The sequence below is a fragment of the Streptomyces sp. NBC_00846 genome (assembly GCF_045207325.1).
Lineage (GTDB): Bacteria > Actinomycetota > Actinomycetes > Streptomycetales > Streptomycetaceae > Streptomyces.
In genome coordinates, this window is sequence record NZ_CP108846.1 from 4,275,622 (window position 1) to 4,298,731 (window position 23,110).

20 protein-coding genes and 3 pseudogenes are annotated in these 23,110 nt (G+C 69.9%); 12 read left to right on the plus strand and 11 right to left on the minus strand.

Annotated features, from left to right (window positions below):
• Positions 1-28 precede the first annotated feature (28 nt).
• Both OG936_RS19730 and OG936_RS19735 read right to left on the minus strand, forming a co-directional pair.
• The gene (locus tag OG936_RS19730) at positions 29-2,509 is read right to left on the minus strand and encodes an HAD-IC family P-type ATPase (RefSeq protein ID WP_406496315.1); all 2,481 of its coding nucleotides are present in this window, start codon (positions 2,507-2,509) and stop codon (positions 29-31) included.
• A 134-nt stretch (positions 2,510-2,643) separates the two neighbouring features.
• Positions 2,644-2,958: a DUF2530 domain-containing protein gene (locus tag OG936_RS19735; RefSeq protein WP_406496316.1), complete on the minus strand. Its 315-nt coding sequence runs from the start codon at positions 2,956-2,958 to the stop codon at positions 2,644-2,646.
• 219 nt (positions 2,959-3,177) lie between these two features.
• Between OG936_RS19735 and OG936_RS19740 the strand changes: the two genes are divergently transcribed.
• Positions 3,178-4,635 (plus strand): NCS2 family permease, encoded by a 1,458-nt coding sequence (locus OG936_RS19740; RefSeq protein ID WP_406496318.1) that lies wholly within the window; start codon positions 3,178-3,180, stop codon positions 4,633-4,635.
• Positions 4,636-4,668: 33 nt separating this feature from the next.
• On the opposite strand, the gene OG936_RS19745 is transcribed toward OG936_RS19740, so the two are convergent.
• Positions 4,669-4,884, minus strand: a complete 216-nt coding sequence (locus OG936_RS19745) for a ribbon-helix-helix protein, CopG family (protein WP_383758481.1) — start codon at positions 4,882-4,884, stop codon at positions 4,669-4,671.
• A 145-nt stretch (positions 4,885-5,029) separates the two neighbouring features.
• Here OG936_RS19745 and OG936_RS19750 point away from each other — a divergent pair, with 145 nt between their 5' ends.
• The gene (locus tag OG936_RS19750; protein ID WP_266747727.1) at positions 5,030-5,470 is read left to right on the plus strand and encodes a MarR family winged helix-turn-helix transcriptional regulator; all 441 of its coding nucleotides are present in this window, start codon (positions 5,030-5,032) and stop codon (positions 5,468-5,470) included.
• An 84-nt stretch (positions 5,471-5,554) separates the two neighbouring features.
• A complete protein-coding gene (locus tag OG936_RS19755) occupies positions 5,555-6,889 on the plus strand; it encodes an MFS transporter (RefSeq protein WP_406496320.1) in 1,335 nt (444 codons plus the stop codon).
• Positions 6,890-6,973: 84 nt separating this feature from the next.
• Here OG936_RS19755 and OG936_RS19760 read toward each other — a convergent pair whose 3' ends face one another.
• Positions 6,974-7,558 carry a Uma2 family endonuclease gene (locus tag OG936_RS19760; RefSeq protein ID WP_406496322.1) on the minus strand — a complete coding sequence of 195 codons (585 nt, stop codon included), beginning with the start codon at positions 7,556-7,558 and terminating at the stop codon, positions 6,974-6,976.
• 100 nt (positions 7,559-7,658) lie between these two features.
• Here OG936_RS19760 and thpR point away from each other — a divergent pair, with 100 nt between their 5' ends.
• Entirely contained in the window at positions 7,659-8,231 is a 573-nt protein-coding gene (thpR, locus tag OG936_RS19765; RefSeq protein ID WP_406496324.1) for an RNA 2',3'-cyclic phosphodiesterase, read from the plus strand.
• 47 nt (positions 8,232-8,278) lie between these two features.
• Here thpR and OG936_RS19770 read toward each other — a convergent pair whose 3' ends face one another.
• Complete coding sequence (locus OG936_RS19770) at positions 8,279-9,196, minus strand: alpha/beta fold hydrolase (RefSeq protein ID WP_406496325.1); 918 nt, start codon at positions 9,194-9,196, stop codon at positions 8,279-8,281.
• A gap of 88 nt (positions 9,197-9,284) precedes the next feature.
• On the opposite strand from OG936_RS19770, the gene OG936_RS19775 reads away from it, so the two are divergent.
• On the plus strand, positions 9,285-9,815 hold the full coding sequence (locus OG936_RS19775; RefSeq protein WP_406496327.1) for a PadR family transcriptional regulator: 531 nt from the start codon (positions 9,285-9,287) through the stop codon (positions 9,813-9,815).
• 775 nt (positions 9,816-10,590) lie between these two features.
• Positions 10,591-11,580: an aldo/keto reductase gene (locus tag OG936_RS19780; RefSeq protein ID WP_406496328.1), complete on the plus strand. Its 990-nt coding sequence runs from the start codon at positions 10,591-10,593 to the stop codon at positions 11,578-11,580.
• 85 nt (positions 11,581-11,665) lie between these two features.
• On the opposite strand, the pseudogene OG936_RS19785 reads toward OG936_RS19780, so the two are convergent.
• The 3 genes and pseudogenes from OG936_RS19785 to pip all read right to left on the minus strand — a co-directional run.
• Positions 11,666-11,818, minus strand: a pseudogene (locus tag OG936_RS19785) (aldo/keto reductase); the annotation flags it as partial.
• Positions 11,819-11,935: 117 nt separating this feature from the next.
• On the minus strand, positions 11,936-14,224 hold the full coding sequence (locus tag OG936_RS19790) for an N-acetylmuramoyl-L-alanine amidase (protein ID WP_406496330.1): 2,289 nt from the start codon (positions 14,222-14,224) through the stop codon (positions 11,936-11,938).
• A 196-nt stretch (positions 14,225-14,420) separates the two neighbouring features.
• Positions 14,421-15,416, minus strand: coding sequence for a prolyl aminopeptidase (gene pip / locus OG936_RS19795; RefSeq protein ID WP_406496332.1), 996 nt, complete (start codon positions 15,414-15,416; stop codon positions 14,421-14,423).
• A 79-nt stretch (positions 15,417-15,495) separates the two neighbouring features.
• On the opposite strand from pip, the gene OG936_RS19800 reads away from it, so the two are divergent.
• The 4 genes from OG936_RS19800 to OG936_RS19815 all read left to right on the plus strand — a co-directional run bounded on the left by OG936_RS19800 (position 15,496) and on the right by OG936_RS19815 (position 18,269).
• Positions 15,496-15,981, plus strand: coding sequence for a hypothetical protein (locus tag OG936_RS19800; protein ID WP_406496334.1), 486 nt, complete (start codon positions 15,496-15,498; stop codon positions 15,979-15,981).
• A gap of 119 nt (positions 15,982-16,100) precedes the next feature.
• Positions 16,101-16,574 carry a MarR family winged helix-turn-helix transcriptional regulator gene (locus tag OG936_RS19805; protein WP_406496335.1) on the plus strand — a complete coding sequence of 158 codons (474 nt, stop codon included), beginning with the start codon at positions 16,101-16,103 and terminating at the stop codon, positions 16,572-16,574.
• Positions 16,571-17,443 carry an ABC transporter ATP-binding protein gene (locus tag OG936_RS19810; protein WP_406496336.1) on the plus strand — a complete coding sequence of 291 codons (873 nt, stop codon included), beginning with the start codon at positions 16,571-16,573 and terminating at the stop codon, positions 17,441-17,443. Before OG936_RS19805 ends, OG936_RS19810 begins: the two co-directional genes overlap by 4 nt.
• Positions 17,403-18,269: an ABC transporter permease gene (locus tag OG936_RS19815; RefSeq protein ID WP_406496338.1), complete on the plus strand. Its 867-nt coding sequence runs from the start codon at positions 17,403-17,405 to the stop codon at positions 18,267-18,269. Before OG936_RS19810 ends, OG936_RS19815 begins: the two co-directional genes overlap by 41 nt.
• Before the next feature lie 21 nt (positions 18,270-18,290).
• On the opposite strand, the pseudogene OG936_RS19820 reads toward OG936_RS19815, so the two are convergent.
• Positions 18,291-18,374, minus strand: a pseudogene (locus OG936_RS19820) (DUF397 domain-containing protein); the annotation flags it as partial.
• 190 nt (positions 18,375-18,564) lie between these two features.
• Here OG936_RS19820 and OG936_RS19825 point away from each other — a divergent pair.
• Positions 18,565-19,149 (plus strand): cysteine hydrolase family protein, encoded by a 585-nt coding sequence (locus OG936_RS19825; protein ID WP_406496340.1) that lies wholly within the window; start codon positions 18,565-18,567, stop codon positions 19,147-19,149.
• Positions 19,150-19,339: 190 nt separating this feature from the next.
• Here the strand turns inward: OG936_RS19825 and OG936_RS19830 are convergent.
• Together OG936_RS19830 and OG936_RS19835 are read right to left on the minus strand one after the other, a co-directional pair.
• A pseudogene (locus OG936_RS19830) lies at positions 19,340-20,969 on the minus strand (IS200/IS605 family accessory protein TnpB-related protein).
• Positions 20,970-21,300: 331 nt separating this feature from the next.
• Positions 21,301-22,059 carry a class I SAM-dependent methyltransferase gene (locus tag OG936_RS19835; protein WP_406496342.1) on the minus strand — a complete coding sequence of 253 codons (759 nt, stop codon included), beginning with the start codon at positions 22,057-22,059 and terminating at the stop codon, positions 21,301-21,303.
• A gap of 386 nt (positions 22,060-22,445) precedes the next feature.
• On the opposite strand from OG936_RS19835, the gene OG936_RS19840 reads away from it, so the two are divergent.
• Positions 22,446-23,084, plus strand: a complete 639-nt coding sequence (locus tag OG936_RS19840; protein WP_383758504.1) for a TetR/AcrR family transcriptional regulator — start codon at positions 22,446-22,448, stop codon at positions 23,082-23,084.
• Positions 23,085-23,110: the final 26 nt, after the last annotated feature.

Below are 23,110 nucleotides of genomic sequence, written 5' to 3' on the forward strand. Positions count from 1 at the left end.
TCCCGCGGTCGGGGAAGTACTCGGGGAACTACACCGGGAAACGGCGGCCGACCAGCCGCCAGGCGTACTCCAGGCCGGCCGCCGCCACCACCGCGATCCCCGCCGCGGTCCACGGCATCACTGCTCCCACCAGCTTCAGCGCGAAGAACTCCTGCAGCCACGGCACCACCAGCACGATCAGGAATGCCAGCCCCATCGCCACCACCAGACCCACCCGCCACCAGGTGTACGGACGGGCGATGATCGCCAGGACCCACATCGAGACCAGGAACAGCGTGAGTGTCGCCGCGCTGGTCTCCGCGCCCAGCGCACCCGTACCGGAGTAGTAGTGCCGGGCGGCCATATACGTCACGAAGGTGGCGACGGCTGCGATGACACCCGACGGGATCGCGTACCGCATGACACGGCGCACGAAGTGCGGATGGGCCCGTTCCTTGTTGGGGGCGAGGGCCAGGATGAACGCCGGGATGCCGATCGTCAGTGTCGACAGCAGCGTCAGGTGGCGCGGCAGGAACGGGTAGTCGACCTGGAAGCAGACCACCAGGATCGCGAGCAGCACCGAGTAGACCGTCTTGGTCAGGAACAGGGTGGCGACCCGGGTGATGTTGCCGATCACCCGGCGGCCCTCGGCGACGACGGACGGCAGCGTCGCGAAGCTGTTGTCGAGCAGCACGATCTGGGCGACGGCCCGGGTCGCCTCGGAGCCCGACCCCATGGCGACGCCGATGTCGGCGTCCTTCAGCGCCAGTACGTCGTTGACGCCGTCGCCGGTCATCGCGACGGTGTGGCCGCGGGACTGGAGCGCGCCGACCATGTCCCGCTTCTGCTGCGGGGTGACCCGGCCGAAGACCGCGTTCTCCTCCATGGCCGTGGCCATGTCGTCCGGGTCGGTGGGCAGCCGGCGTGCGTCCAGGGTGTTCCCGGCGCCCGGCATGCCGAGCTTCCCGGCGACCGCGCCGACGGAGACCGCGTTGTCGCCGGAGATGACCTTCGCGGCGACCCGCTGGTCGGCGAAGTAGGCCAGCGTCCGGCCGGCGTCGGGCCGCAGCCGCTGCTCCAGCACGACCAGCGCGCTCGGTACGGCCCCGGTGGCGGCGTCCGCCCCTTCGAGTTCGCCCTGCGCGCGAGCCAGCAGCAGCACCCGCAGCCCCTGCTCGTTGAGCTGCTCGATCTCGGTGAGCGCCGGGTCCTGCTCGGGCAGCAGCACATCGGGGGCGCCCAGCAGCCAGACCGATGCCCGGCCGCCGCCCTCGTCGAACGCGGCGCCGCTGTACTTGCGGGCCGAGGAGAACGGCAGCGCCTGTGTGCACCGCCACTCCTCACCGTCCGGGTAGGCGTCGACGATGGCCTGCAGGCTGGCGTTGGGCCGTGGGTCGGACGCGCCGAGGGCGCCCAGCACGCGCCGTACGTACGCGTCGTCCGTACCGCCCAGCGCCCGCACCTCGGCGACGTCCATGCCGCCCTCGGTGAGCGTGCCGGTCTTGTCCAGGCAGACGACGTCGACGCGGGCCAGCCCCTCGATGGCGGGGAGTTCCTGCACCAGACACTGTTTGCGGCCGAGCCGTACGACCCCGATCGCGAAGGCGACCGAGGTGAGCAGCACCAGGCCTTCCGGGATCATCGGGACGATGCCGCCGACGGTCCGGGCGACCGACCCCTTGACGTCGTTGTTGTTGACGACGAACTGGCTGATGATCAGGCCGATCGCGGTCGGCACCATCATCCAGGTGACGTACTTGAGGATGGTGGAGATGCCGGTGCGCAGCTCGGACTGGACGAGGGTGAAGCGGGACGCCTCCTCGGCGAGCTGTGCGGCGTAGGCCTCGCGGCCGACCTTGGTGGCGGCGAACGAGCCGCCGCCCGCGACGACGAAGCTGCCGGACATGACGAGGTCGCCGGGCTGCTTCAGCACCGGGTCGGCCTCGCCGGTGAGCAGCGACTCGTCGACTTCCAGGCTGTCGGCCTCGGCGACCGTGCCGTCCACGACGACCTTGTCGCCCGGGCCGAGCTCGATGAGGTCGCCGAGGACGATCTCGGAAGTGGAGATCTCGGCCGAGACCCCGTCGCGCCGCACGGTGGGTTTCGCCTCGCCGATGACCGCGAGGCCGTCCAGGGTCTTCTTGGCCCGCCACTCCTGGACGATGCCGATGCCGGTGTTGGCGATGATCACGAAGCCGAAGAGGCTGTCCTGGATCGGCGCGACGAACAGCATGATCAGCCAGAGCACACCGATGATCAGGTTGAACCGGGTGAAGACGTTGGCGCGGACGATCTCGCTCATGGAACGCGACGAGCGGACGGGTACGTCGTTGACCTCGCCCCGGGCGATCCGCTCAGCCACCTCGGCGGCGGTCAGCCCACGGGTGTTCACCGCCGGGGCCGGCAGCTTCACGGGGTGGACCGGGTCGAGCTCGGACCCGGCGTCGATCATGGCCGGTCCGGGGCGGTCGGCGGAACCGGAAGCCCCGGGGGGCTGCTCGCCGGAGGAATGGGGTGCCCGCTGCGTCATGGCTCCGACGGTACGGGTGGAACGTTCGAATCACCCACCGGGGGTCCGAAGATCAGACCGGAGGAGGAGAGAACTGGTCCTACGGGGGTAGGGAACTGCGGAAAACCCCGGACTGCCTGGTGGGACGCGTCACATCACGCGGAGTCCGAGGTGCCCCGGTCGTCCGGCCCGGTGCCCGAGGCCGGAACCCCGGCCGACTCAGCGGCCGCCGCGGCCCGCTTGATCGCCGCGTCGCGTCCCCGTACGTACCAGATGCCGATCAGGCCGAGCCCCGCACCGGCCAGACAGGTCCACACCCACCACGCGTGCCCGTGGTCGTCGAACCAGCCGTAGAACGGGAGCTGGACCAGGAAGAGGACGAACCAGAGGATCGTGCCGCCCGTGATGGTGGCGACAACGGGCCCCTCCAGGGGCTCGGGTGCCTCGTGCTTCGGTGTCCACTTCGCCATGACCTCAGTGTATGGGGCGTCCCGTGACCCCCTCCCGTGCCCCGTAAAGACCGCATACATAAAGACTCCCGGCCTAGGTGGCCCAAGGGTCTACGCGCGGAGATAGCGATCTTCGCCTTATGTATTCATACTGAATCTGCTTGCGACTGTCTCGAATTATTCGTCTGAACGTCCAAAGCTGACCACTTTTAACCCCCCTACGTACGACTGAGGTCCTACATGTCCCCCTCGGCCACCGCTCCGGTCGATTCCACGCGGTCCTCGGGCCCTCAGCCGCACAACGGCCTGGATCGCTTCTTCAAGATCTCCGAGCGGGGGTCGTCGGTCGCGCGCGAGATCCGCGGCGGATTCGCCACGTTCTTCGCGATGGCGTACATCATCGTGCTGAACCCGATCATTCTCGGCAGCGCGAAGGACATGTACGGGCACCAGCTCGACGGTGGCCAGCTGGTCACCGCGACCGTACTGACCGCCGCGTTCTCCACGCTCCTGATGGGCGTCATCGGCAATGTGCCGATCGCGCTGGCCGCCGGCCTCGGCGTCAACACCGTCGTGGCCCTCCAGCTCGCCCCCAGGATGAGCTGGCCGGACGCGATGGGCATGGTCGTCCTCGCGGGCATCGTGGTCATGCTGCTGGTCGCGACCGGGTTGCGCGAACGCGTGATGCATGCCGTACCGAAGTCGCTGCGCAAGGGCATCGCGATCGGTATCGGTCTCTTCATCCTGCTGATCGGCCTGGTCGACTCGGGCTTCGTCTCCCGCATCCCGGACGCCGCGCACACCACCGTGCCGCTCCAGCTCGGCAGCGCCGGTCACCTCACCGGCTGGCCGGTGCTCGTCTTCGTCATCGGTGCGCTGCTCACCCTCGCGCTGATCGTCCGCAAGGTGTCGGGCGCGATCCTGATCTCCATCGTCGCGATGACGGTCCTCGCGCTGATCGTCGACGCGATCGCCGATCTGCCGGGCGAGGCGTGGGGGCTGACCGTCCCGAAGTGGCCGGGCAACCCGGTCGCCACCCCGGACTTCGGGCTGATCGGTCACGTCAGTCTGTTCGGCGGCTTCAGCAAGGTCGGCGTGCTCACCGGCATCCTGTTCGTCTTCACCGTGCTGCTGTCCTGCTTCTTCGACGCGATGGGCACCATCCTCGGTGTCGGTGACGAGGCGAAGCTGACGGACAAGGACGGCAACTTCCCCGGCATCAACAAGGTGCTGTTCGTCGACGGCATCGCGGTCGCCGCGGGCGGTGCGAGCTCCGCCTCCGCGGGGACCTGCTTCGTGGAGTCCACGGCGGGTGTCGGCGAGGGTGCCCGCACGGGCCTCGCGAGCATCGTGACGGGTCTGCTGTTCACGGTGTCGCTGTTCCTGACGCCGCTGGCGACCATGGTCCCGTCGCAGGCGGCCACCCCGGCGCTGCTGGCGGTGGGCTTCCTGATCATCTCGGGTTCGGTGCGGGACATCGACTGGAGCGACTACACGCTCGCCATCCCGGCCTTCCTGGCCATGCTGATGATGCCGTTCACGTACTCGATCACCAACGGCATCGGCATCGGCTTCATCGCCTTCTCCGTGCTGCGGGTCGTGGCCGGGCGCTGGCGCGAGGTGCCGGCGGCGATGTATGTGGTGTCCGCGGTCTTCGTCTTCTACTACGCGATGCCGGCCCTCGGCCTCACGTCGTGACCGCTGCCGCCCTGATCCGTGCGGTCCCGAGGCTCACGTGACCTCTTCCGCCCTGATCCCCGGGGTCTCCTGCGACCCGTAGAACTTCTCCGTCTCGTCGACGGCCGCCTTGAAGCGCTCGTCGAAGTCATCGCGAATGAGCGTCCGGACCACATAGTCCTGGACGCTCATTCCGCGTTTGGCGGCATGCCGGCGGAGCCGGTCGAGCAGCTCACCGTCTATCCGCAGGCTGAGCACAGTCGATCCCATGGCAAGCAGGGTTACGGCCCAAGAGGAAGGTTCGCGTCACTTTCCGGATCCGACTCACTCGTTCGGGTGATCGATTGGGCAGTCTGCCTCTCGCGCGTGTAACACGAATGGTCTTTAGGGTAGGTAATGAGGTACCCTAATAAACATGCCTGACCTGATCCACGACGGCGACAGTGCGGCCGCCGTGAGCTCCCTCCGCTCAGCCGTGATGCTGCTCGGCCGTCGCCTCAAGCACCAGCGCGTCGACGAGTCACTGAGCCCCACCGAGATGTCGGTGCTGGGCACGCTCGCCCGCTGCGGCTCGGCCACACCGGGCGAGCTGGCCCGCAGGGAGCATGTGCAGCCTCCGTCGATGACTCGCATCGTCGCGTTGCTGGAAGCGAAGGGGCTGGTCAGACTCGAACCGCACCCCGATGACCGTCGTCAGAAGATGGTCAGCCAGACCGAGCGGGCGGAAGCCATGCTCGAAGAGAGCCGCTCCAAGCGGAACGCCTGGCTGGCCACCCTCGCCGAGGGCCTGGACGAGGACGAGTGGGAGACGCTGCGCAAGGCGGCGCCCGTGCTGGAGAAGCTCGCCCACCTGTAGCGGGCCGGCCGCGCCGGACCACCGGCGCACCGCCCGCACCCTTGTCAGTCAGTGACTTGTAGACGCCCGAGGAGGCGAACCCTTTTGAGTACGGGATCCGGAGCAGACTCCGCCCCCGCACCGACTTCCACCCACGAGAGCAAGCCCGGCGGGACCTTCTCGTCGCTGAAGATCCGCAACTACCGCCTGTTCGCCACGGGCGCAGTGATCTCCAACACCGGTACCTGGATGTCCCGCATCACGCAGGACTGGCTCGTCCTGAGCCTCACCGGATCCGCCACCGCCGTCGGCATCACCACGGCCCTCCAGTTCCTCCCGATGCTTCTCTTCGGCCTGTACGGCGGCGTCATCGCCGACCGGCTCCCGAAGCGGAAGCTCCTTCTCGTCAGCCAGGCGGCGCTCGGCCTGTGCGGGATCGCCCTCGCGGTGCTCACGCTCTCCGGTGTCGTCCAGGTGTGGCACGTCTACCTCATCGCGTTCCTGCTCGGCATGGTGACGGTCGTGGACAACCCGGCCCGCCAGTCGTTCGTCTCCGAGATGGTCGGCCCCGCCCAGCTGCGGAACGCGGTCAGCCTCAACTCGGCGAACTTCCAGTCCGCCCGCCTCATCGGCCCCGCCGTCGCCGGTGTCCTGATCACCACCGTCGGCAGCGGCTGGGCCTTCATGTTCAACGGCCTGTCCTTCGCCGCCCCGCTCGTCGGCCTGATGCTGATGCGCACGAGCGAGCTGCACAAGGCCACCGTCGTGCCCCGCGCCAAGGGCCAGCTGCGCGAGGGCCTGCGCTACGTCTCCGGCCGTCCCGAGCTCATCTGGCCGATCGTCCTGGTCGGCTTCGTCGGCACGTTCGGATTCAACTTCCCGATCTGGCTCACGGCCTTCGCGGACGAGATCTTCCACGGCGGCGCCGGGATGTACTCGTTCTTCAACATCCTCATGGCGGCCGGCTCCCTCGCGGGCGCCCTGCTCGCCGCCCGCCGCCGCTCCTCGCGGCTGCGGATGCTGGTGGCCGCGGGCACCGCGTTCGGACTGCTGGAGATCATCGCCTCCCTGTCGCCGTCCGTCTGGCTCTTCGCGATCCTGCTGGTCCCGATCGGCATGATCGGCCTGACGACCAACATCAGCGCGAACACGAGCGTCCAGATGGCAGCCGACCCGGCCATGCGCGGCCGCGTCATGAGCCTGTACATGATGGTCTTCGCCGGGGGTACGCCGGTGGGCGCCCCGATCGTCGGCTGGATCAGCGACACGTACGGGGTCCGTACGGGCATGGCGGTCGGCGGCGCGCTCTCGCTGGTCGCAGCGGTCGGCGTCGGCCTCATACTGGCCCGCGTCGGCGGCCTCCGCCTCCGGGTCGACCTCCGCCCGGGGCGCCCGCACGTGCGGTTCGTCCCGCGTGAAGAGCTGGCCACGGCGGCCTGAGGGTCGTCCGCGCAGCACGCCACACGGCCCCGACCGGTTGTCCCCCGGTCGGGGCCGTGCCGCTGTCGCCGCGCGTCGGGGGCGTCAGTCGCGGGGGAATCCGCTCGTCTCCAGGGTGAGGCCCACCACGGTCGACGTGAGGTCGATCGGGGTACCGAAGTCGAGGCTCAGTACGCTGCGGTACTCGTCGTCCTTCGGGATCGTGTGGAGATGCCACGTGCCGGTGTACGGGTCGACGACGACGTACACCGGCACACCGGCGGTGGCATACGTGGCCTTCTTCGGTCCGTAGTCGTTGTCGGCGGTTTCCTTGGAAATGACCTCGGCCACGAACTCGATGTCCTGGTAGCGCCAACGGCCCTTGTCGTCTTTGGTGGCGTCCTCGGCCAGGGCTACGACATCGGAAGCGAAGCCATTGAGACGGCCCGGGAAGTCGATGCGCACGTCGGACTTGAGCCGTTGCCGCGGGTACCTGGCACGCAGTTGCTCGATGATGTCGATGATGACGTCCCAGTGGGTGTCCCGCTGCGGCGACATGTAGATGTTCCCCTCGACGATCTCGACCTTGAATCCCTCGGGGGTGGGCTCAAGCCACTCGAACATCATGTCCAGAGTGCGCTCGTCGCTGGTGTCGGCCATTTCGATCCTGTCGGTGTCCACGACGGTCATCGTGCCGCTCCGCCCCGCTGCCGCACGGGCGCGGGCAGCCGCGTAGTACAACGATACGCACGGAGACGAAGACACGCTGTTACGGTGCGACACTCGGCCCATGAGCAGTCGCAGACTCTTTGTCGCCGTTCTGCCGCCCGACCACGCCCTCCAGGAACTGCGCCGTGCCGTCGCCCCGCTGCGCGCGCTCCCCGGTGCCGGGAGACTGCGCTGGACCGGTGAGCCGGGGTGGCACTTCACGCTCGCGTTCCTCGGGGCCGTGGACGAGGAGCTGCTGCCCGAGCTGCGGGTGCGCCTCGCACGGGCGGCCGGCCGCACCGAGCCCTTCCCGCTGCGCCTCCACAGCGGCGGCCGGTTCGGTGGGCGGGTGCTGTGGGTCGGGGCCGCGGGCGGACTCGACACGCTGCGGCTCCTTGCCGAACGCGCCGACGCGGCCGCCCGCCGCTCCGGCGTCCCGATGGACGAGCACCGCCACTACAGCGCGCACCTCACCCTCGCCCGCAGCCGCACCGAGACCGACCTGCGCCCCTATGCCGCGGCCCTCGAAGGTTTCGAGGGCACCCCGTGGGAGGTCGGTGAGGTCGCCCTCGTGCGCAGCAATCTGCCGGTCACCGGGGTGGCGGGGGAGCGGCCTCGGTACGAGGTGACCGGATCCTGGTCGCTGGGCCACTGAGGCCGGCGGTTACGCTCGAAGGGTGGATCCGAAGACCAGAAACCGCATCATGGCAGCCGTACTCGTGCTGATGTTCGTCGTAGTAGCCGTGGCAGCCGCCGTGGGGCAGTGACGGCCGGCGTCAGCGGCCGTGCCGCGGACGCCCGATCCGTCGGCGCAGGCACCGCAGCGGCCCCAGGAGGGTGCCCGAGGGCCAGGGCCGTCTGCTCGGCGAACGCCTCCGGGTTGTCCAGCATGATGTTGTGCCCGCACTCCGGGACCGCGACGACCCGCACCCCGTTCTCGATCAGCGTGTCCTCGCCGGGCAGCGGTCCGTCGTCCAGTGGGCGCAGATACGTACGCGGGATCTCCAGGTCCAGCAGCAACTCACGCATCGTCGGCGTCGTCCCGCGGGCGAGGTGCACCGCACTGCGGTGCAGCGCCTCGGGTCCCGCGAGGCGCATGGTGGCCCACCAGTGGGGCCCCACCCGGTCGCGCACCTCCTCCCGGCCACCGGCCAGGAACTCCTCCTCCGTGTATGAGGCGATCCTGCTGCTGCTGCTGCTGCCCGGCCGCGCCGGGGCGGGGGCGACCGGGTCCAGATTGGCGTCGACCAGTACCAGCCGGGCCACCAGGTGCGGGTGACGCGCCGCGAGCACGATGGCCACCGCGCCGCCCATGCTGTGCGCGACCACGTCCGTGTCGTGCGCGTCGGCCGCCTTCAGCGCCGCCGCCACCGCGTCGGCGTGCTCTTCCAGGGTGTAGCCGAAGTCCGTGGGGCGGTCGCTGATCCCGAAGCCGAGCAGGTCCATGAGCAGCGACCGGGCGTCGGCCGACAGGGGATGCGCGGCGCTCGCGCTGAAGTACGGGCCGGACGACGCCCCGAGCCCGTGCAGATAGACCCGGGTACGAGACGTGCCGGGGCGGCCGGGAAGTTCCACCCACCGGATGCGCGCGCCGCCGGGTGTCACCTGAGCGTCCTTCATGTCTTCTCCTCGTCGCCGCACCTCGTCAATACATCGCCGAGACTGTACATCGGCGCCGAGGTATAACGCCATCAGGGATGATGCCTTCATGCTGGAACTGGCCATCCTGGGATTTCTGTACGAGCAGCCGCTGCACGGCTACGAGCTGAAGCGTCGCGTCGCCCACCTCACCGGACACGTCCGCCCCATCGCGGACGGCACGCTCTACCCGGCGATCAAGCGCCTGGAACGCGCCGGATGGCTGGAGCGCCGGACCGAGCCGGGCAGCAGGGCCGCCCCCCGCCACACCCTGACCCTGACCGGGCCCGGCCGCGAGGAACTGCGGCGCCGGCTGCGGGAGGCCGACGACGTGGACATCAGCGACGAGAACCGCTGGTTCACCGTCCTCGCCTTCCTCCGCCATCTGGGGGCCCCGGCCGAGCAGGCGCAGGTGCTGCGGCGCCGGCTCGCGTTCCTGGAGGAGCCGAGCAGTTTCTTCTACGAGGGCGAGCGGCCGCTCGGCGCCGAGGCGTTCGAGGACCCGTTCCGGCGGGGTCTGCTGCGGATCGCCCGCGCGACGAGTGAGGCGGAGCTCAGCTGGCTCGGGGAGGCGCTGGAGGAACTCGGAACGCCGCTCTGACTGGCCAGAACCACTTTGTCGCGGCGGTCGCCGCCCGGGGCGAACCAGGTGATCACTCAGGAGGGGTGGGAGCTGGCGAACAAGAAGCTGGACGAGAACACCAGCAAGCGCAACGGCAACCGGAGGGCGGCTCCCCGATGCTCAGGGTCGCCTTCTGCACCTGCGGAGAACCGGCGTACCTCGGCCCGGGGCGGAACCGGCCGTACTACCGCTGTGCGTCCCTGACCACGCACAAGCCCTGGCCTACGGGCAGCAAGAGCATCGCAGCTCATGTGCTGGAGGGAGCCGTCGAGGAGGTCTACCGCGGCGCAGGCGATGGTCCCGGAAACCCACGAGGGCATGTGGCAGGAGGGGAAGGGCCGAGTGCAGGTCCTGATTCCCATGGACTTCAAGCGCCGCGTCCGCGACCTGGCGGCGGTGCACAGCGAGAGCTGACCATCCCGTCGGCACCAGGCAGGAAGGGCCTCGCCGGAGGGTAGGCGTGAGGGCGTCGGACAGGTCCTCCCGCACGACGAACGAGCCGGACGCGGTGCGGTACACGTTGGGGCAGTCACCCTGTCCGCGTTCGCCGTTTCCGTTGCAGTCGGGACAGTTCCTCACGAGCCTGTGAACCCCCTGGTTGTCCGGCCCCGATCAGGGCCGGACAGGAAGACCGTACGGAGCCGTGGGCCGGGACGTCTATGCAGAGACGCGACGATGCGCGTCGTCGCATAAATCAGTGGGTTCGCGGGGCCCTCTTGCTTGGAGAGGACTCGAAGCGGTTGGCTTGGGGCTCATGAAGTACACGCAGCTCGGACGCACGGGACTCAAGGTCAGCCGACTCGTTCTCGGCACGATGAACTTCGGTCCTCAGACAGACGAACCCACCAGCCACGGCATCCTGGACGCCGCGCTCGATGCGGGTCTGAACTTCGTAGACACGGCCAATGTCTATGGGTGGGGTGAGAACAAGGGCCGCACCGAGGAGATCATCGGTAGCTGGTTCGTCCAGGGCGGCGGTCGACGGGACAAGACCGTTCTGGCCACGAAGGTGTACGGGAGTATGGCCGGCGACGGAGACCCGTGGCCCAACCACGACCGGCTGTCGGCGCTGAACATCCGGCGGGCCGTTGAGGCCAGCCTCAAGCGGCTCCAGACCGACTACATCGACCTTTACCAGTTCCACCACATCGACCGCCGGACCCCCTTCGAGGAGATCTGGCAGGCCGTCGACGTCCTGATCCAACAGGGGAAGATCCTCTACGCAGGGTCCTCGAACTTCCCCGGCTACAAGATCGCCCAGGCAAACGAGACCGCCGCGCGGCGGGGGACGGTCGGGCTGGTCAGCGAGCAGTGCCTCTACAACCTCGCCGAGCGGCGCGCGGAGATGGAGGTCATCCCAGCCGCCCAGGAGTACGGACTCGGCATCATCCCCTGGTCCCCGCTGCACGGCGGCCTGCTGGGCGGTGTGATCAAGAAAGAGGTCGAGGGCAGCCGCCGCGCCTCCGGGCGGTCGGCCGATGCGCTGGCCAACACCTCCGTACGGGCCCAGGTCCAGGCGTACGAGGACCTGCTCGACAAGAACGGCCTGGAGCCCGGCGAGACGGCGCTGGCCTGGTTGCTGACGCGCCCCGGGGTCACCGGCCCGATCGTCGGGCCGCGCACGGCCGAGCAGCTGGAGAGCGCACTGCGCGCCCTGGAGCTGGAGCTGAGTGACGAGCTGCTGATGGCCCTGGACGAGATCTTCCCCGGTCCGGGACCGTCCCCGGAAGCCTTCGCCTGGTGAGCAGGTAGGTGTACGTACGGTGGCCGTCGTCCCTTCGTCCCGGGGCGGCGGCCATCCCCCGTTCAAGCGGGCATCAAAGTGCCTGGTTCGCGGTGTCGAAGAAATTCAGACCCGTGTCCAGCGCCGCGTCCATGATGGTGTGGCTGTCGACCTCATTGGTCTGCGGGCCGAAGTTCATGGTGCCGAGGACGAGACGGCTGACTTTGAGTCCGGTGCGTCCGAGCTGCGTGTACTCCATGGCCCCAAGCCGACGCCTTCGAGTCCGCTCGAAGCAAGAGCGGCCCGGAACGCGCCCTGCCCCCGGCACGGTGCCGGGGGCAGGACGTCGCGCGAATGCCTCGCGTGAGCGGCTACGTCACTTCAGGTACACGATGCCGTCCGTGGTGATCGCCGGCCGCCCGGAGGTGGCCACGACGACGATCTTGACGGTGTGCTTGGCGCTGCTGGTCCAGCTCTTCGTCCACAGCGCGTCGCGGTACTTGGTGGTGCTGGACTTCAGGTCCACCGTGGACACCTTGACCCCGTCCACATAGACGTACACCTGGCCGGAGGTGGTGGCCCTGGAGGCGATCAGGGCGACCGAGCGGCCGGTGAACGTCCAGCTCAGGCTCGCGTTCTTCGACGAGCTGGAGTACGACTTGCCGCCGAGGTAGCTGGACGAGGACTTCGTCGTCCAGGTGCCGGTCTTCGTCGCCGAGCTCTCCTGGACGATGACCGGCGTGCCGGAGACCGATGCGGCGGCGGTGTTGCCGGCCAGGTCGTACGCGGTCATGGCCCAGCTGGTCGCGACGCCCGACTTCGCGGTGTGCGAGGCGCTGGTGGTCGTCGGGCCGTAGGTCTTGGCGACCGGGGCGGTGAGCCTGACCTCCTTGAGCGAGGCGGCGTCGGTGGCCTTCCACTTCAGGGTGAGCGGTACGGCCGTGGTGTTCACCGTGCCGGTGCGCAGGGCCAGGTTGGGCTTGGTGGTGAAGGAGGGCGCCGTCTGGTCGGCGACGACGGTGGCCGCCGTGGACGTGGTGACCTTGCCCGACTGGTGGGTGGCCCGCACCTGGACCTTGTGGGAGCCGACGGCGAGCGTGGCCTTGGCCGAGGTGGCCGTCCCGGCGGTGGTGGCGACGGACTTGCCGTCGACCAGCAGTTCGTACTTGGAGACGAACGCGCTCGGGGTGCTCGCCGACCAGCCCACGGTGACCGCGGACTTGGTGTAGTACGTCGTGCCCGAGAGCCCGGCGCCGGTCACCGACTTGATGGCCAGTCCGGTGACGGGGCCCGCGGCGAGGCTGCGGATCGCGGGCAGCTGCCCGTACAGCTTGGTGCCGGGGCACTCGGTGTTGAAGCCGTCGCGGTGCCCGGATATCTGGTTGAACGGGTACTTCGTACCGGCGGTGAACGTCTTCCTGAAGCCGTTGGAGCCATTGGCGCCCGCGGTGAGCGTCGTGGTGCCCGCCGGGTCGCCCTTGTACTGGCCGAGCTTCCATGCGGCGATCCGTGCCACGGAGGTGGTCACCGCAGTGGGAGCGGTCGCGCCCGTGTACGTACCGATGACCGCGATGCCGGTCGACTCGCGGTTGAAGCCGTAGGTGTGCGCGCCGAGGACCGGCCGGTCCACGCCGCCCTTACGGCCCTCGAAGACCGTCCCGCACTTGTCGACCACGAAGTTGTAGCCGAGGTCCTTCCACCCGTTGGCCTTGACGTGGAACGTGTACAGGCTGCGCACGATCGCCGCGGAGTCGGCGCAGGAGTATGTGCTGCTCCCCGCGGTGTGGTGGACGAAGACGGCCTTGATGGTGTCCAGGTACTCCGGTGCCTCCGGGCTCATCGACTCGTCGGCACCCCAGCCCGCACGCGAGGTGATGGGCGGCTTCGGCACGCTCGACGACGGCGCGGGCGGCAGCGTCTTGGACGGGGTCGGACTCGCGGACGGCGAGGGGCTCTGGCTCGCCGGGGGAGTGGGCGCCTGTGTGGCCGGGGCAGACGGGGTGGGCGACGCCGGTTCGGACGGAGTGGCCTCGGCGGGCGGTTCCGTGCTGTCGTCGGGCGCGGGCGACTCGGGGGTGGTGGAGTCCGTCTCGTCGGCGGAGGGCGTGGCCGAGGGGTCGTCCGCAGTGGGGAGGTCGGCGGCGAACGCGGCCGGGTCGGCGTCGAGGGTGCCGCTGCGGCCCGGGTCCACGGTGTCCAGCCGCAGCCCCGCGGGCAGCTTCGAGGAAACCTTGCCGCCCGCGTTGATCCGTACCTCGACCCCGTTGGACGGGCCCACCCAGCGCGGCTCGGTGGTCCCACGTACGCCGGCCCGGCCGGCCTCCGTACGTCCGTCGACGTCGGTTTCGAGCGGAAGCCAGGACGTCCAGTTCCCGTTGGCGGCGGACCGGGTCCGTACCTCCACGGCTCCGGCGACCTTGGCCGCCGGGTCGGTCCAGGTGATGCCCAGCATGCTGAACGGCGCGGTGTCCCGCTTGTCGAGGGAGGCGGACGTGCCGTCGCCGCCGACCTTGAGCGCGGTCGCGCGCACATCGGCCTTGGCCGGGGCGGACTTGGTGTCCGAGTCCACCGAGGGGTTGCCCGTCACCCCCTCGAAGACCAGGACGCCCGCCAGGGCGGAGGTGGCCACGGCAGCCGTGACCCAGATTCTCTTCTTCGATCTCAAGTCGTACCCCAAGGATCGCTTAAGGACGGTCATTACGTCAGAGGCTGCGGCAGGCGACAGCACCGGTCGTCACAGGACCAGTGGGGGGTACGAGTGCTACCACGCGCATACAGCGAAGGCACAGCTTGCCATGGTCCGACGCCGTGGTGTCCACGCGGGTGGCATCGAGCCGGTCCGGGGAGCGCCGGGTGGTACGTCAGGGACGCTCCGGCCGGGTCCGGACCGCGAACCGGTCCAGTGCCGCCAGCACCGCCCGGCTCGTCGCCGGACCGCCCAGATGCCCCGCACCGCCGATCACGGTCAGTTCCGCGTCCGGCCACGCCTTCGTCAGCTCCCACGCGGTGATCAGCGGCCCGCCCAGGTCGAACCGCCCGTGCACCAGCACGCCCGGAATCCCCGCCAGCCGCCCCGCGTCCCGGATCAGCTGCCCCTCCTCCAGCCAGGCACCCCGGGAGAAGTAGTGCGAGCAGATCCGTACCAGCGCCTGCCGCGCCCGGTCGGGGCGGCCGCTGTACGGCGGCGGACCGGTGTACGTCTCCTGGGAGAGCACCGCGTCCTCCCAGGCGCACCAGTCGGCCGTCGCCCTCTCCCGTACACCGGCGTCGGGGCTCTCCATCCGCCGGGCGTACGCGGCGAGGACGTCCGGAGTCGCGCCGCTCCCGGCCTCCGGCACACCCGCCCGGAACAGGTCCCATGCCTCGGGGAAGATCTGTCCGGCGCCCCGGTACAGCCAGTCGATCTCGCTGCGCCGGGTCGTCGTGACCGCCGGAATCACGATCTCGGAGACCCGTTCGGGGTGCTGCTCGGCGTAGGCGAGGATCAGCGTCGAGCCCCAGGAACCGCCGTACAGCAGCCAGTTGTCGATCCCGAGGTGGCGGCGCAGCCGCTCCATGTCGGCGATCAGCCGGTCGGTCGTGTTGAACCGCATGTCGGTGGCCGGGTCGCTCGCGTGCGGGGTGGAGCGGCCGCAGCCCCGCTGGTCGAAGAGGACGACGCGGTAGCGGTCCGGGTCGAAGTACTGCCGGGAGCGCTCGGTGCACCCCGAGCCGGGACCGCCGTGCACGACGAGTGCGGGTTTGCCGTCCGGATTGCCGCACACCTCCCAGTACACGAGGTTGCCTTCCCCGACATCGAGCATGCCGTGCTCGTACGGTTCGATCGGCGGGTACTTCTCGTCGGGCTCGCGGTCCATGGCGCGGCGGCTCCTTCGGCTCGGCGGGCAGACTCGGCGGGCAAAGGGGCCAGCGTAGAGCGGGCGTAGCCTGTTCGTTGTGAATTCCGTACCCCGGGTACTGGCCGTACTCGACGAACTGCTGACCGCCGCCGCCCACGACGACCGCGGCGCGCTGTGGCAACTGGCCGAGCAGGGTCGGGAGTTGGACGCCAACCTGGTGCGCCTTCCGCAGGGCGCGGAGGTCGGTGAGCATCAGGAGGACGTCCTGGACGTCCTTCTCGTCGTCATCGCGGGCAGCGGCCGGATCGTGGCCGGGGGCGGCGACGTACTGAACCTGGCCCCGACCACGGTCGTCTGGCTGCCCCGCACCTCGCGCCGTGCGCTCGTCGCGGGACCGGAGGGGCTGGCGTACGTGACGGTCCACCGTCGCCGCCCCGGCCTGACCGTCAAGCCCTCGACGGCCCACGAGGGCGGCGAGGCGCCCTGCATGCTGGACCGGGTCTGCCCCGAGTGCGGCCGGCTCTCGCAGGACCCGGAACCGGTGTTCTGCAGCCGGTGCGGGGAGCGGTTCCCGGAGCGCTGAACGTCCGGCCCGGCCTGCTCCCCGCCGCGCGGGGCCCAGGCCTCCCGGATCCTTCCAGCCCTTCCGCATGGACAAAATTCACAGGGGCATTACCTCGCATACAGAGCTAAAATGGGCAGATGGCGGCGGGTGATCTCCCCGATGAGCTCGCCGGACTCCTGCCCCGCATACAGAGGCTCGCCCGGCGACGCCTGTGGAGTGACATGGGCGCCCCCCGGCTGCGCGGGGCACACGCCGAGCTGCTGCGGCTGGTGGCCGCCGAGCCCGGCATCCGGGTCTCGACGGCCGCACACAGCCTCTGTCTCGCGGCCAACTCGGTCAGCACCCTGGTGAACCACCTCGTCGCCGAAGGACTGCTGCGACGCGAGAAGGACCCCGGGGACGGGCGCGCCGCGCTGCTGTATCCCACTTCGGCGGGGATCGGGAAGCTGCGCGACTGGCGCGCCCGCCGCGAGGCGCTCTTCCGCGAACACCTGGCCCGGCTCGGCCCGGACGACCGGGCGGCGCTCGCCGCCGCGCTCCCGGCCCTGCGCGGACTGGCCGACTCCCTGCGCGAGGGGGACCCACTGCGAGAAGGGGATGAGATCGCGTGACCACGGCAACCGACCCGGCCCCCGCCCTCAACTGCACCGGCCTGAGCTACAGCTTCGGCGATGCGAAAGCCGTCGACGGGCTGGATCTGCTGGTCGGCCAGGGCGAGGTGTTCGGCCTCCTCGGCCCCAACGGCGCGGGCAAGACCACCACCATGCGCGCGATCACCACACTCCTGCCCGTACCGCCCGGCGTCATCGAGGTCTTCGGCCACGACGCGGCCCGGCACAAGATGGCCGTACGGCGCCTGCTCGGCTACGTACCGCAGCAGCTGTCGGCCGACGCGAACCTCACCGGCCGGGAGAACGTCCAGCTCTTCGCCCGCGTCTTCGACGTACCCCGCCGCCAGCGCGCCGCGCGGGTCTCCCAGGCGCTGGACGCGGTCGGCCTCGGCGAGGTCGCGAACCGGCTCGCCGGCACGTACTCCGGCGGCATGGTCCGCCGCCTCGAACTCGCCCAGGCCCTGGTCAGCGCGCCCCGGCTGATGATCCTGGACGAGCCGACCATCGGCCTCGACCCGATCGCGCGGGACAGCGTCTGGGACCGCATCACCGAGATCCGGACCGGCACCGGGATGACCGTGCTGGTCACCACCCACTCGATGGACGAGGCCGACCAGCGCTGCGACCGGCTCGCCCTGATGCACCTCGGCAGACTCCGCGCGCTCGGCACGCCCGCCGAGCTGAAGAACGAACTCGTCGCCCACCGCCGGGAATCCGGCGAGACGGGTCTTCCGCCGCCGTCCCTGGAGGACGTCTTCCGCCACCACTCCGGAAGCGGACTGAACGACCTGGGCTCGGGCTCCGACGAAGGGAAAGGAGCGTTCCGAGATGTCCGCCGTACCCGTCGCACCGCATCCCGCCTCGGCTGAGTCCGGCTCCCCGCCCGACCAGCGCTTCGCACTGCTGCTGACCCCGCCACCGCCTCGCACCGCCTGGCGCGTCGTACCGGCGAGAGTGGCCGCGATGTGCGCCGTCGAAGCCCAGAAGCTGCTCCACGACCGCACCGAGATCTACACCCGCGCCGTCCAGCCCGCCCTCTGGCTGCTGATCTTCGGCGAGACCTTCTCCCGTATCCACGCCATCCCCACCGGGGGCGTCCCCTATCTCGACTTCCTCGCGCCCGGCATCATCGCCCAGTCGGCCATGTTCATCGCGATCTTCTACGGCATCATGATCATCTGGGAGCGGGACTCCGGCGTCCTCACCAAACTCATGGTCACCCCCACGCCCCGCACCGCCCTGGTGACGGGCAAGGCGTTCGCCGCCGGGGTGAAGGCGGTGATCCAGGCCGCGGTCGTCATCGTGATCGCCGCCCTGCTGGGCGTGGGCATGACGTGGAACCCGCTGCGTCTGCTCGGTGTCGTGCTGGTGGTCGTGCTCGCCTCGGCGTTCTTCTCCTGCCTGTCGATGTCGATCGCCGGGATCGTGCTCACCCGTGACCGGCTGATGGGCATCGGCCAGGCCATCACGATGCCGCTCTTCTTCGCCTCGAACGCGCTCTACCCGGTCGCGCTGATGCCCGGCTGGCTCCAGGCCGTCAGCAGGGTGAACCCGCTGAGTTACGAGGTCGATGCCCTGCGCGGACTGCTCATCGGCACCCAGGCCCACCTCGGCCTCGACCTCGCGGTCCTCGCCTTCGCGGCCCTGGTCGGCATCGTCGCCGCCGGTTCGCTGCTGGGGCGCCTGGCCCGCTGAGCGGCCTGGGGCCGCCGGGGCCCAGGCGGCGGGGGAGAGGGTGAGGGCGGGGACGGCCAGGTCCTTGGAGTCGCGGACGTGGACGGTGTGGGGGCAGGTGGCGACTCATCGGTGTGCCGCAACACCTGAGCTCAAGCCCGGCAGCACCCCTCACCCGGAAACGAACGTGACAGAAGAGCCCCCAACTGTCACGTCGGCACGAGACCTTGTGGGCCTGCCCAGCGCCGATGCCGTGGACCGAACGGTCGGGAGAAATCACGTGGAAGAGCCCGGCGCGGACGGACATGATGGCGCGATGACCAGTAGTCGTGCGATGCCCGTAGAGGCCCTGCTCGTTGTGGACGTCCAGTCGGCCGCCGTCTCCGGTGACAGGGCGGTGCCCGGGACGGACCGGCTCGTGGACCGGACCGCGGACCTGATCGCACGGGCCCGGCGGGGTGGGGCGCTCGTCGTGCACGTGCAGAACGACGGGGCGCCCGGGGCCGGCGACGAGCCGCACACGCCCGGCTGGGAACTCCACCACCAGGTCGAGGCGGGCCCAGCGGAGGTCGTCATCCGCAAGACCCGGGACGACGGTTTCCACGAGACGCCGCTGGGCGGCCTGTTGAACGATTCCGGGGTGCGGGCGCTCGCCATCTGCGGCGTGATGTCCGAGATATGCGTCCAGACGACCGCCCGTACGGCGCTGGCGCTGGGGTACCGCGTCGTCATGCCGCACGACGGCCACGCGACGCACGACATTCCCGCCGCACCGGGGATCAGCGACGCGGTCCCGGCCGCCGCGGTCTCCCGGGTCGCCGAATGGGCCCTCGGCAGCGAGCTGGAGGTCGTCGCGCACGCCGCGGACGTCGCGTTCGCGGCCCCGTCCCGGCGGCGCTGATGCGCTAAAACACCTACGTGCATGGGGAGTTGGTCGCACGCCGCTTGTGAGATGGTTGGCTCGTTCCGGGAACCGCGGGGCCCGGTCCTGTCGTCCTCACGCGCGCCCCCACGCGGGCCCCCGGTGTGAGCAAGGTGCTCGACCTGACGAAGACGGCCGAGGAATGCCCGTCCGGGACCGACCACCGTTCCTAGCCAGTGTGCATGAGTGAGTCCTGGACCCACTGATGTGTACTGGGCGCATCCCGAACGGTGTTGGATGCACTCGGTCCCCGCTTTCGCGTCCCGTTCGGCGGCACGCCTTCAGGGGCGTGGTCCGTTGCGGGTGGGCGGGTTCCGTCACGTCTCCGGGTGCCTGGCCCGGCCTGGGCGGTCCGATGCCCCGCACGATCGCTCCGGTCGTGTGGGGGCGGTGCCGTCCGACGCCGGACCGGGTGCCCGAGGGCGCGTCGTCCGATCGCGATGCCGGCGGCATCGTGACGGGACATCTTTCGCTTGGGGGTGGCCAGCGGTTTCTGCCAGTGCTGGGCACCCCACATCGAGGTGTAGGCGGGGTCGACCGCGACGATACTCAGGCCCTGTTCGGCGGCCATGGAGACCAGCCGTGCCTTGAGCTTCCCGGTCGGGATGCCAGAGATCAGGCTGCCGGAACCGTTTCCTGCGGCCGTGTTTCTCGCGGGTCTTCTCGGTCGTGAAGTCGAGGTCTTCGATGCCGATCGCGGTCACGCTGCACCGCTTGGCCCAGTTGATCAGGCGGGTCAGGGCGTGGCGGATCTGGGCGTCGCGGTGCGTGGTGGTGCCGGACAGGTCGTAGAAGAACCGCCGGGGCTCGCCGATGGGGTTGCCGTGTGGGTCGAGGTGGTAGGCGGCGAAGTGGTCGGCGTTGGTGTCGACGCCGATCATGCCCCGGGCGCGGGCCGTCTCCAGCGGGATGGTCTGGACGGCGGGGCGTTGCCAGGACGCGGTGAGGTACCAGCGGCGGCGGTCGGTGTCGAGGTGGATGCGGTAGGCGACGGCCCGGTTCGCTTCGGTGCGGTCGGCCCACTCCTGGCCCCGGTACGCAAACGTCACGGTCGAGGTGAGGGTGTACCGGCCATGAGGGGCGTTGGCCAGGTGCGCGAGCGGGGCGGGAAGCTTGATGGACACTTCGCCGGTGGGGGTGACGCGGATCGTTTCGTTCCCGAACCGCTTCCCCGACTCGCCATCCGCGGCGATGAACCAGCGCTCCGCCTCCCAGCGTTCCCGCCACTGCTCTTCGGTGAGGTGGGCGTCGGCGAGGTGGTGACGGGTGTTGAGAAGGCGTTTGCCGCCCCGTACGACCCGGACGCGTCCGGCCTGCCGGTCACGGACCGCGGCATCGTGCCGGGCTTCCAGCGCCGCGAGACGGCGGGACTTGTGGAACCACTCACCCTTGGAGCGGTAGCCACCGGCTGCCCGCTTGGTGCCCGGTGCGCCGATGGGGAGGGACAGGCGATGCCGCAGCGTCCCGATCCCGGCTTCCAGATTCCGGATGTGCGCCGCCTGACAACGGCGCGCCAGCGCCCACTGATCGTGGGTGGCCTTGGTGATCGCCCCCGCGATCCGCGACGACGACTGTGCGGTCAGGTCCCGCTTACGCGACGCCCAGGTGTCCGCGCTGTGCTCCAGACCATCCGCACAGCGGACCCTGAGGTCACGGGAAGCCAGACGGCCCTGATGCTCACCGACCGCACGCAGGACTATCTCGTCCTGGGGCGTGAGGTGCTTGAGACGGTCCCGGACCGCCACCCCGCAAGGCCCGGGAACCACGAAGGATGCCGCCAACTCCCGCACACCACCCACCACAACACCCCCTCCCTCAGACTGGACACCTGCCACCTGCCCAACGAGCAGCAGACGCCAAGGTCACCCATTCGATCCCAGAACTTCCGTTCCCACTCGGTGAACCCGCCGACAGGACTCACTCCTGCTCACTACAACGCACTTCAGCTCAGCAAACCGACAGCAGCTCACAACCCCCTGGACCTGTTCCCGAGCCCGGGCAGGCCGTACAACACGATCTGCACCGCCAAGTCCTGACGGTCCGGGCCGCCCCAGGGCCGTTGAGGCCCATGCTTCACCGGCCGTGCGGTGCCTTCAGGTTGTCCCGCGACGCCAGGTCCGTGGCACGGTCCTAGCCGGCACCGGCACCGGCGCGTGCGCTGCGGAACAGGGCCGTCCAGAGGAACGGCTCGCCGAAGTGCGGCGATCCGGACGGTTCGTCGTGCATGCGGCGCAGTTCGATCTCCGTCAGGTCGGCGAAGATCCTGCGCAACGACTCCGGCGTGTAGGCCAGGCCGCCATGGAGGCCTCCGGTCTGTTCGTAGAAGGAGGCGTCGGGGAGTTCCGAGCCCATGCCTTTCTCACCGGCCGCGAAGCAGGTGAGGGCGAAGTGGCCGCCGGGCGCGAGGACGTTGTCGAGGAGGCCGAGGTAGCTGATGCGACGGTGCGGCGGCAGGTGGTGGAAGCAGCCCGAGTCGTAGATCAGGTCGTACGGGCCGGTCAGCTCCGCCCCCGCGAGGGCGAACGCGTCGCCGCAGTGAAACCGTACGTCGGCCCCCGCCTCCCGCGCGCGGTCCTCGGCCCAGGCGATGGCCGCCGGGGACAGGTCCACCGCGTCGACCTCGAAACCCAGGGACGCGAGGTGGAGGGCGTTGCGGCCCGGGCCGCAGCCCAGATCCAGGGCGCGCCCCGGGGTGATCAGGCCGCGGTCCACGTACGAGGCGAGGCTCTCGTCGGGCTTCGCCACGAAGAACGGAACCGGCTTCGTCCGGTCCGCGTAGAAGCTGTCCCACCAGGGCGCCCCGTCGGCCGTCCAGCGGTCCGCCTCCCGTGCGAACAGGCCGTCCAGAAGCCTGAGTACGTCGTCCACCGTGCGTATGTCGCGGTCCACGCGATCCCCTTCCCCGGAGGGTGAAAGCGTAGATCCGCGTGCGAGCGTTTGCCGCCCCCGCATCGACGAACCTGCATCCCCCCTAACGCCTGGGCTTTTCGGGGGTGCAGGCGACCATGGAGTGGCAGGAAGGGAGCTGTTTCGGCCCTCCGGGGGTCTGTTTCTTTCGCGATGCTCCGAGTTTCGTGTTCTGAGCTCCCCGTTCCGCTTGTGTGCCGGGCGCGGGCCGGGACCGAGGAGTTGACACCCTGGTAGCAACGGTTCGATGCGCATTCGGACTTGATCGGCGCGTCACCCTCCGCGTGGTCGAGCGCGTGGCGGACACCCCACCGGCCGGGTGGAGCGTGGAGAGTGGGGGCAGCGGTACGGACGACGAAGGAGGACCGATGGTGGGTGTCGTGGCGAACCAGCGGAACGGGGTACCCGGACAGGCCATGGAGGGGCCGGGGGCGCGGGACCGGCTCCTGCGCGCCGGGCGCCAGTTGTTCGCCGCGTACGGGTATGCGCACACGAGCGTCGAGTCTCTGTGCGAACAGGCGAAGGTGCCCGTCCACATCTTCCGGCAGGAGTTCGTCTCGCGGGAGGTGCTCCTGATGGCGATCTACGACGAGGTCGCGACCCACGGGCTGCGCGCCGCCGAGAACGCCCTGATGGCCGAGGGGATGGAGGACTGCCCGACGGCGCAACGAGTCCGGCTGCTCTTCGACGCCTATGTGAGGGCTGTCACCGAGGACCCGTGCGCGGCCAGGGTGGCGTTCGTCGAGGTGCTGGGGGTGAGCAGGGAGGTGGACAACCATCTCGCGACCTGGCGGGCGATGTGGATCGAGTTCCTGACTTCCGAGGCCGAGCGGGCCGTGCGACGGGGCGAGGCGGTGCCGAGCGATCACGCCGTGACGGTTACGGTGCTGAACCACTCGGTGGACGAACTCATGGCCCATCACGGCCGCAGGCCCCGGCAGGTCGACGCCGAGTGGCTGACCGATGAGCTGACCCGGCTCTCGCTGGCCATGATCCTGCCGTCCTGACACGCCCCGTTGCCGGGACGGCAAAG

Excerpts from the sequence above, each read along its gene's own strand:
- OG936_RS19730 (WP_406496315.1), bottom strand. The coding sequence starts at position 2,509 with ATGACGCAGCGGGCACCCCATTCCTCCGGCGAGCAGCCCCCCGGGGCT.
- OG936_RS19735 (WP_406496316.1), bottom strand. The coding sequence starts at position 2,958 with ATGGCGAAGTGGACACCGAAGCACGAGGCACCCGAGCCCCTGGAGGGG.
- OG936_RS19740 (WP_406496318.1), top strand. The coding sequence starts at position 3,178 with ATGTCCCCCTCGGCCACCGCTCCGGTCGATTCCACGCGGTCCTCGGGC.
- OG936_RS19745 (WP_383758481.1), bottom strand. The coding sequence starts at position 4,884 with ATGGGATCGACTGTGCTCAGCCTGCGGATAGACGGTGAGCTGCTCGAC.
- OG936_RS19750 (WP_266747727.1), top strand. The coding sequence starts at position 5,030 with ATGCCTGACCTGATCCACGACGGCGACAGTGCGGCCGCCGTGAGCTCC.
- OG936_RS19760 (WP_406496322.1), bottom strand. The coding sequence starts at position 7,558 with ATGACCGTCGTGGACACCGACAGGATCGAAATGGCCGACACCAGCGAC.
- thpR (WP_406496324.1), top strand. The coding sequence starts at position 7,659 with ATGAGCAGTCGCAGACTCTTTGTCGCCGTTCTGCCGCCCGACCACGCC.
- OG936_RS19770 (WP_406496325.1), bottom strand. The coding sequence starts at position 9,196 with ATGAAGGACGCTCAGGTGACACCCGGCGGCGCGCGCATCCGGTGGGTG.
- OG936_RS19775 (WP_406496327.1), top strand. The coding sequence starts at position 9,285 with ATGCTGGAACTGGCCATCCTGGGATTTCTGTACGAGCAGCCGCTGCAC.
- OG936_RS19780 (WP_406496328.1), top strand. The coding sequence starts at position 10,591 with ATGAAGTACACGCAGCTCGGACGCACGGGACTCAAGGTCAGCCGACTC.
- pip (WP_406496332.1), bottom strand. The coding sequence starts at position 15,416 with ATGGACCGCGAGCCCGACGAGAAGTACCCGCCGATCGAACCGTACGAG.
- OG936_RS19805 (WP_406496335.1), top strand. The coding sequence starts at position 16,101 with ATGGCGGCGGGTGATCTCCCCGATGAGCTCGCCGGACTCCTGCCCCGC.
- OG936_RS19815 (WP_406496338.1), top strand. The coding sequence starts at position 17,403 with ATGTCCGCCGTACCCGTCGCACCGCATCCCGCCTCGGCTGAGTCCGGC.
- OG936_RS19825 (WP_406496340.1), top strand. The coding sequence starts at position 18,565 with ATGACCAGTAGTCGTGCGATGCCCGTAGAGGCCCTGCTCGTTGTGGAC.
- OG936_RS19840 (WP_383758504.1), top strand. The coding sequence starts at position 22,446 with ATGGTGGGTGTCGTGGCGAACCAGCGGAACGGGGTACCCGGACAGGCC.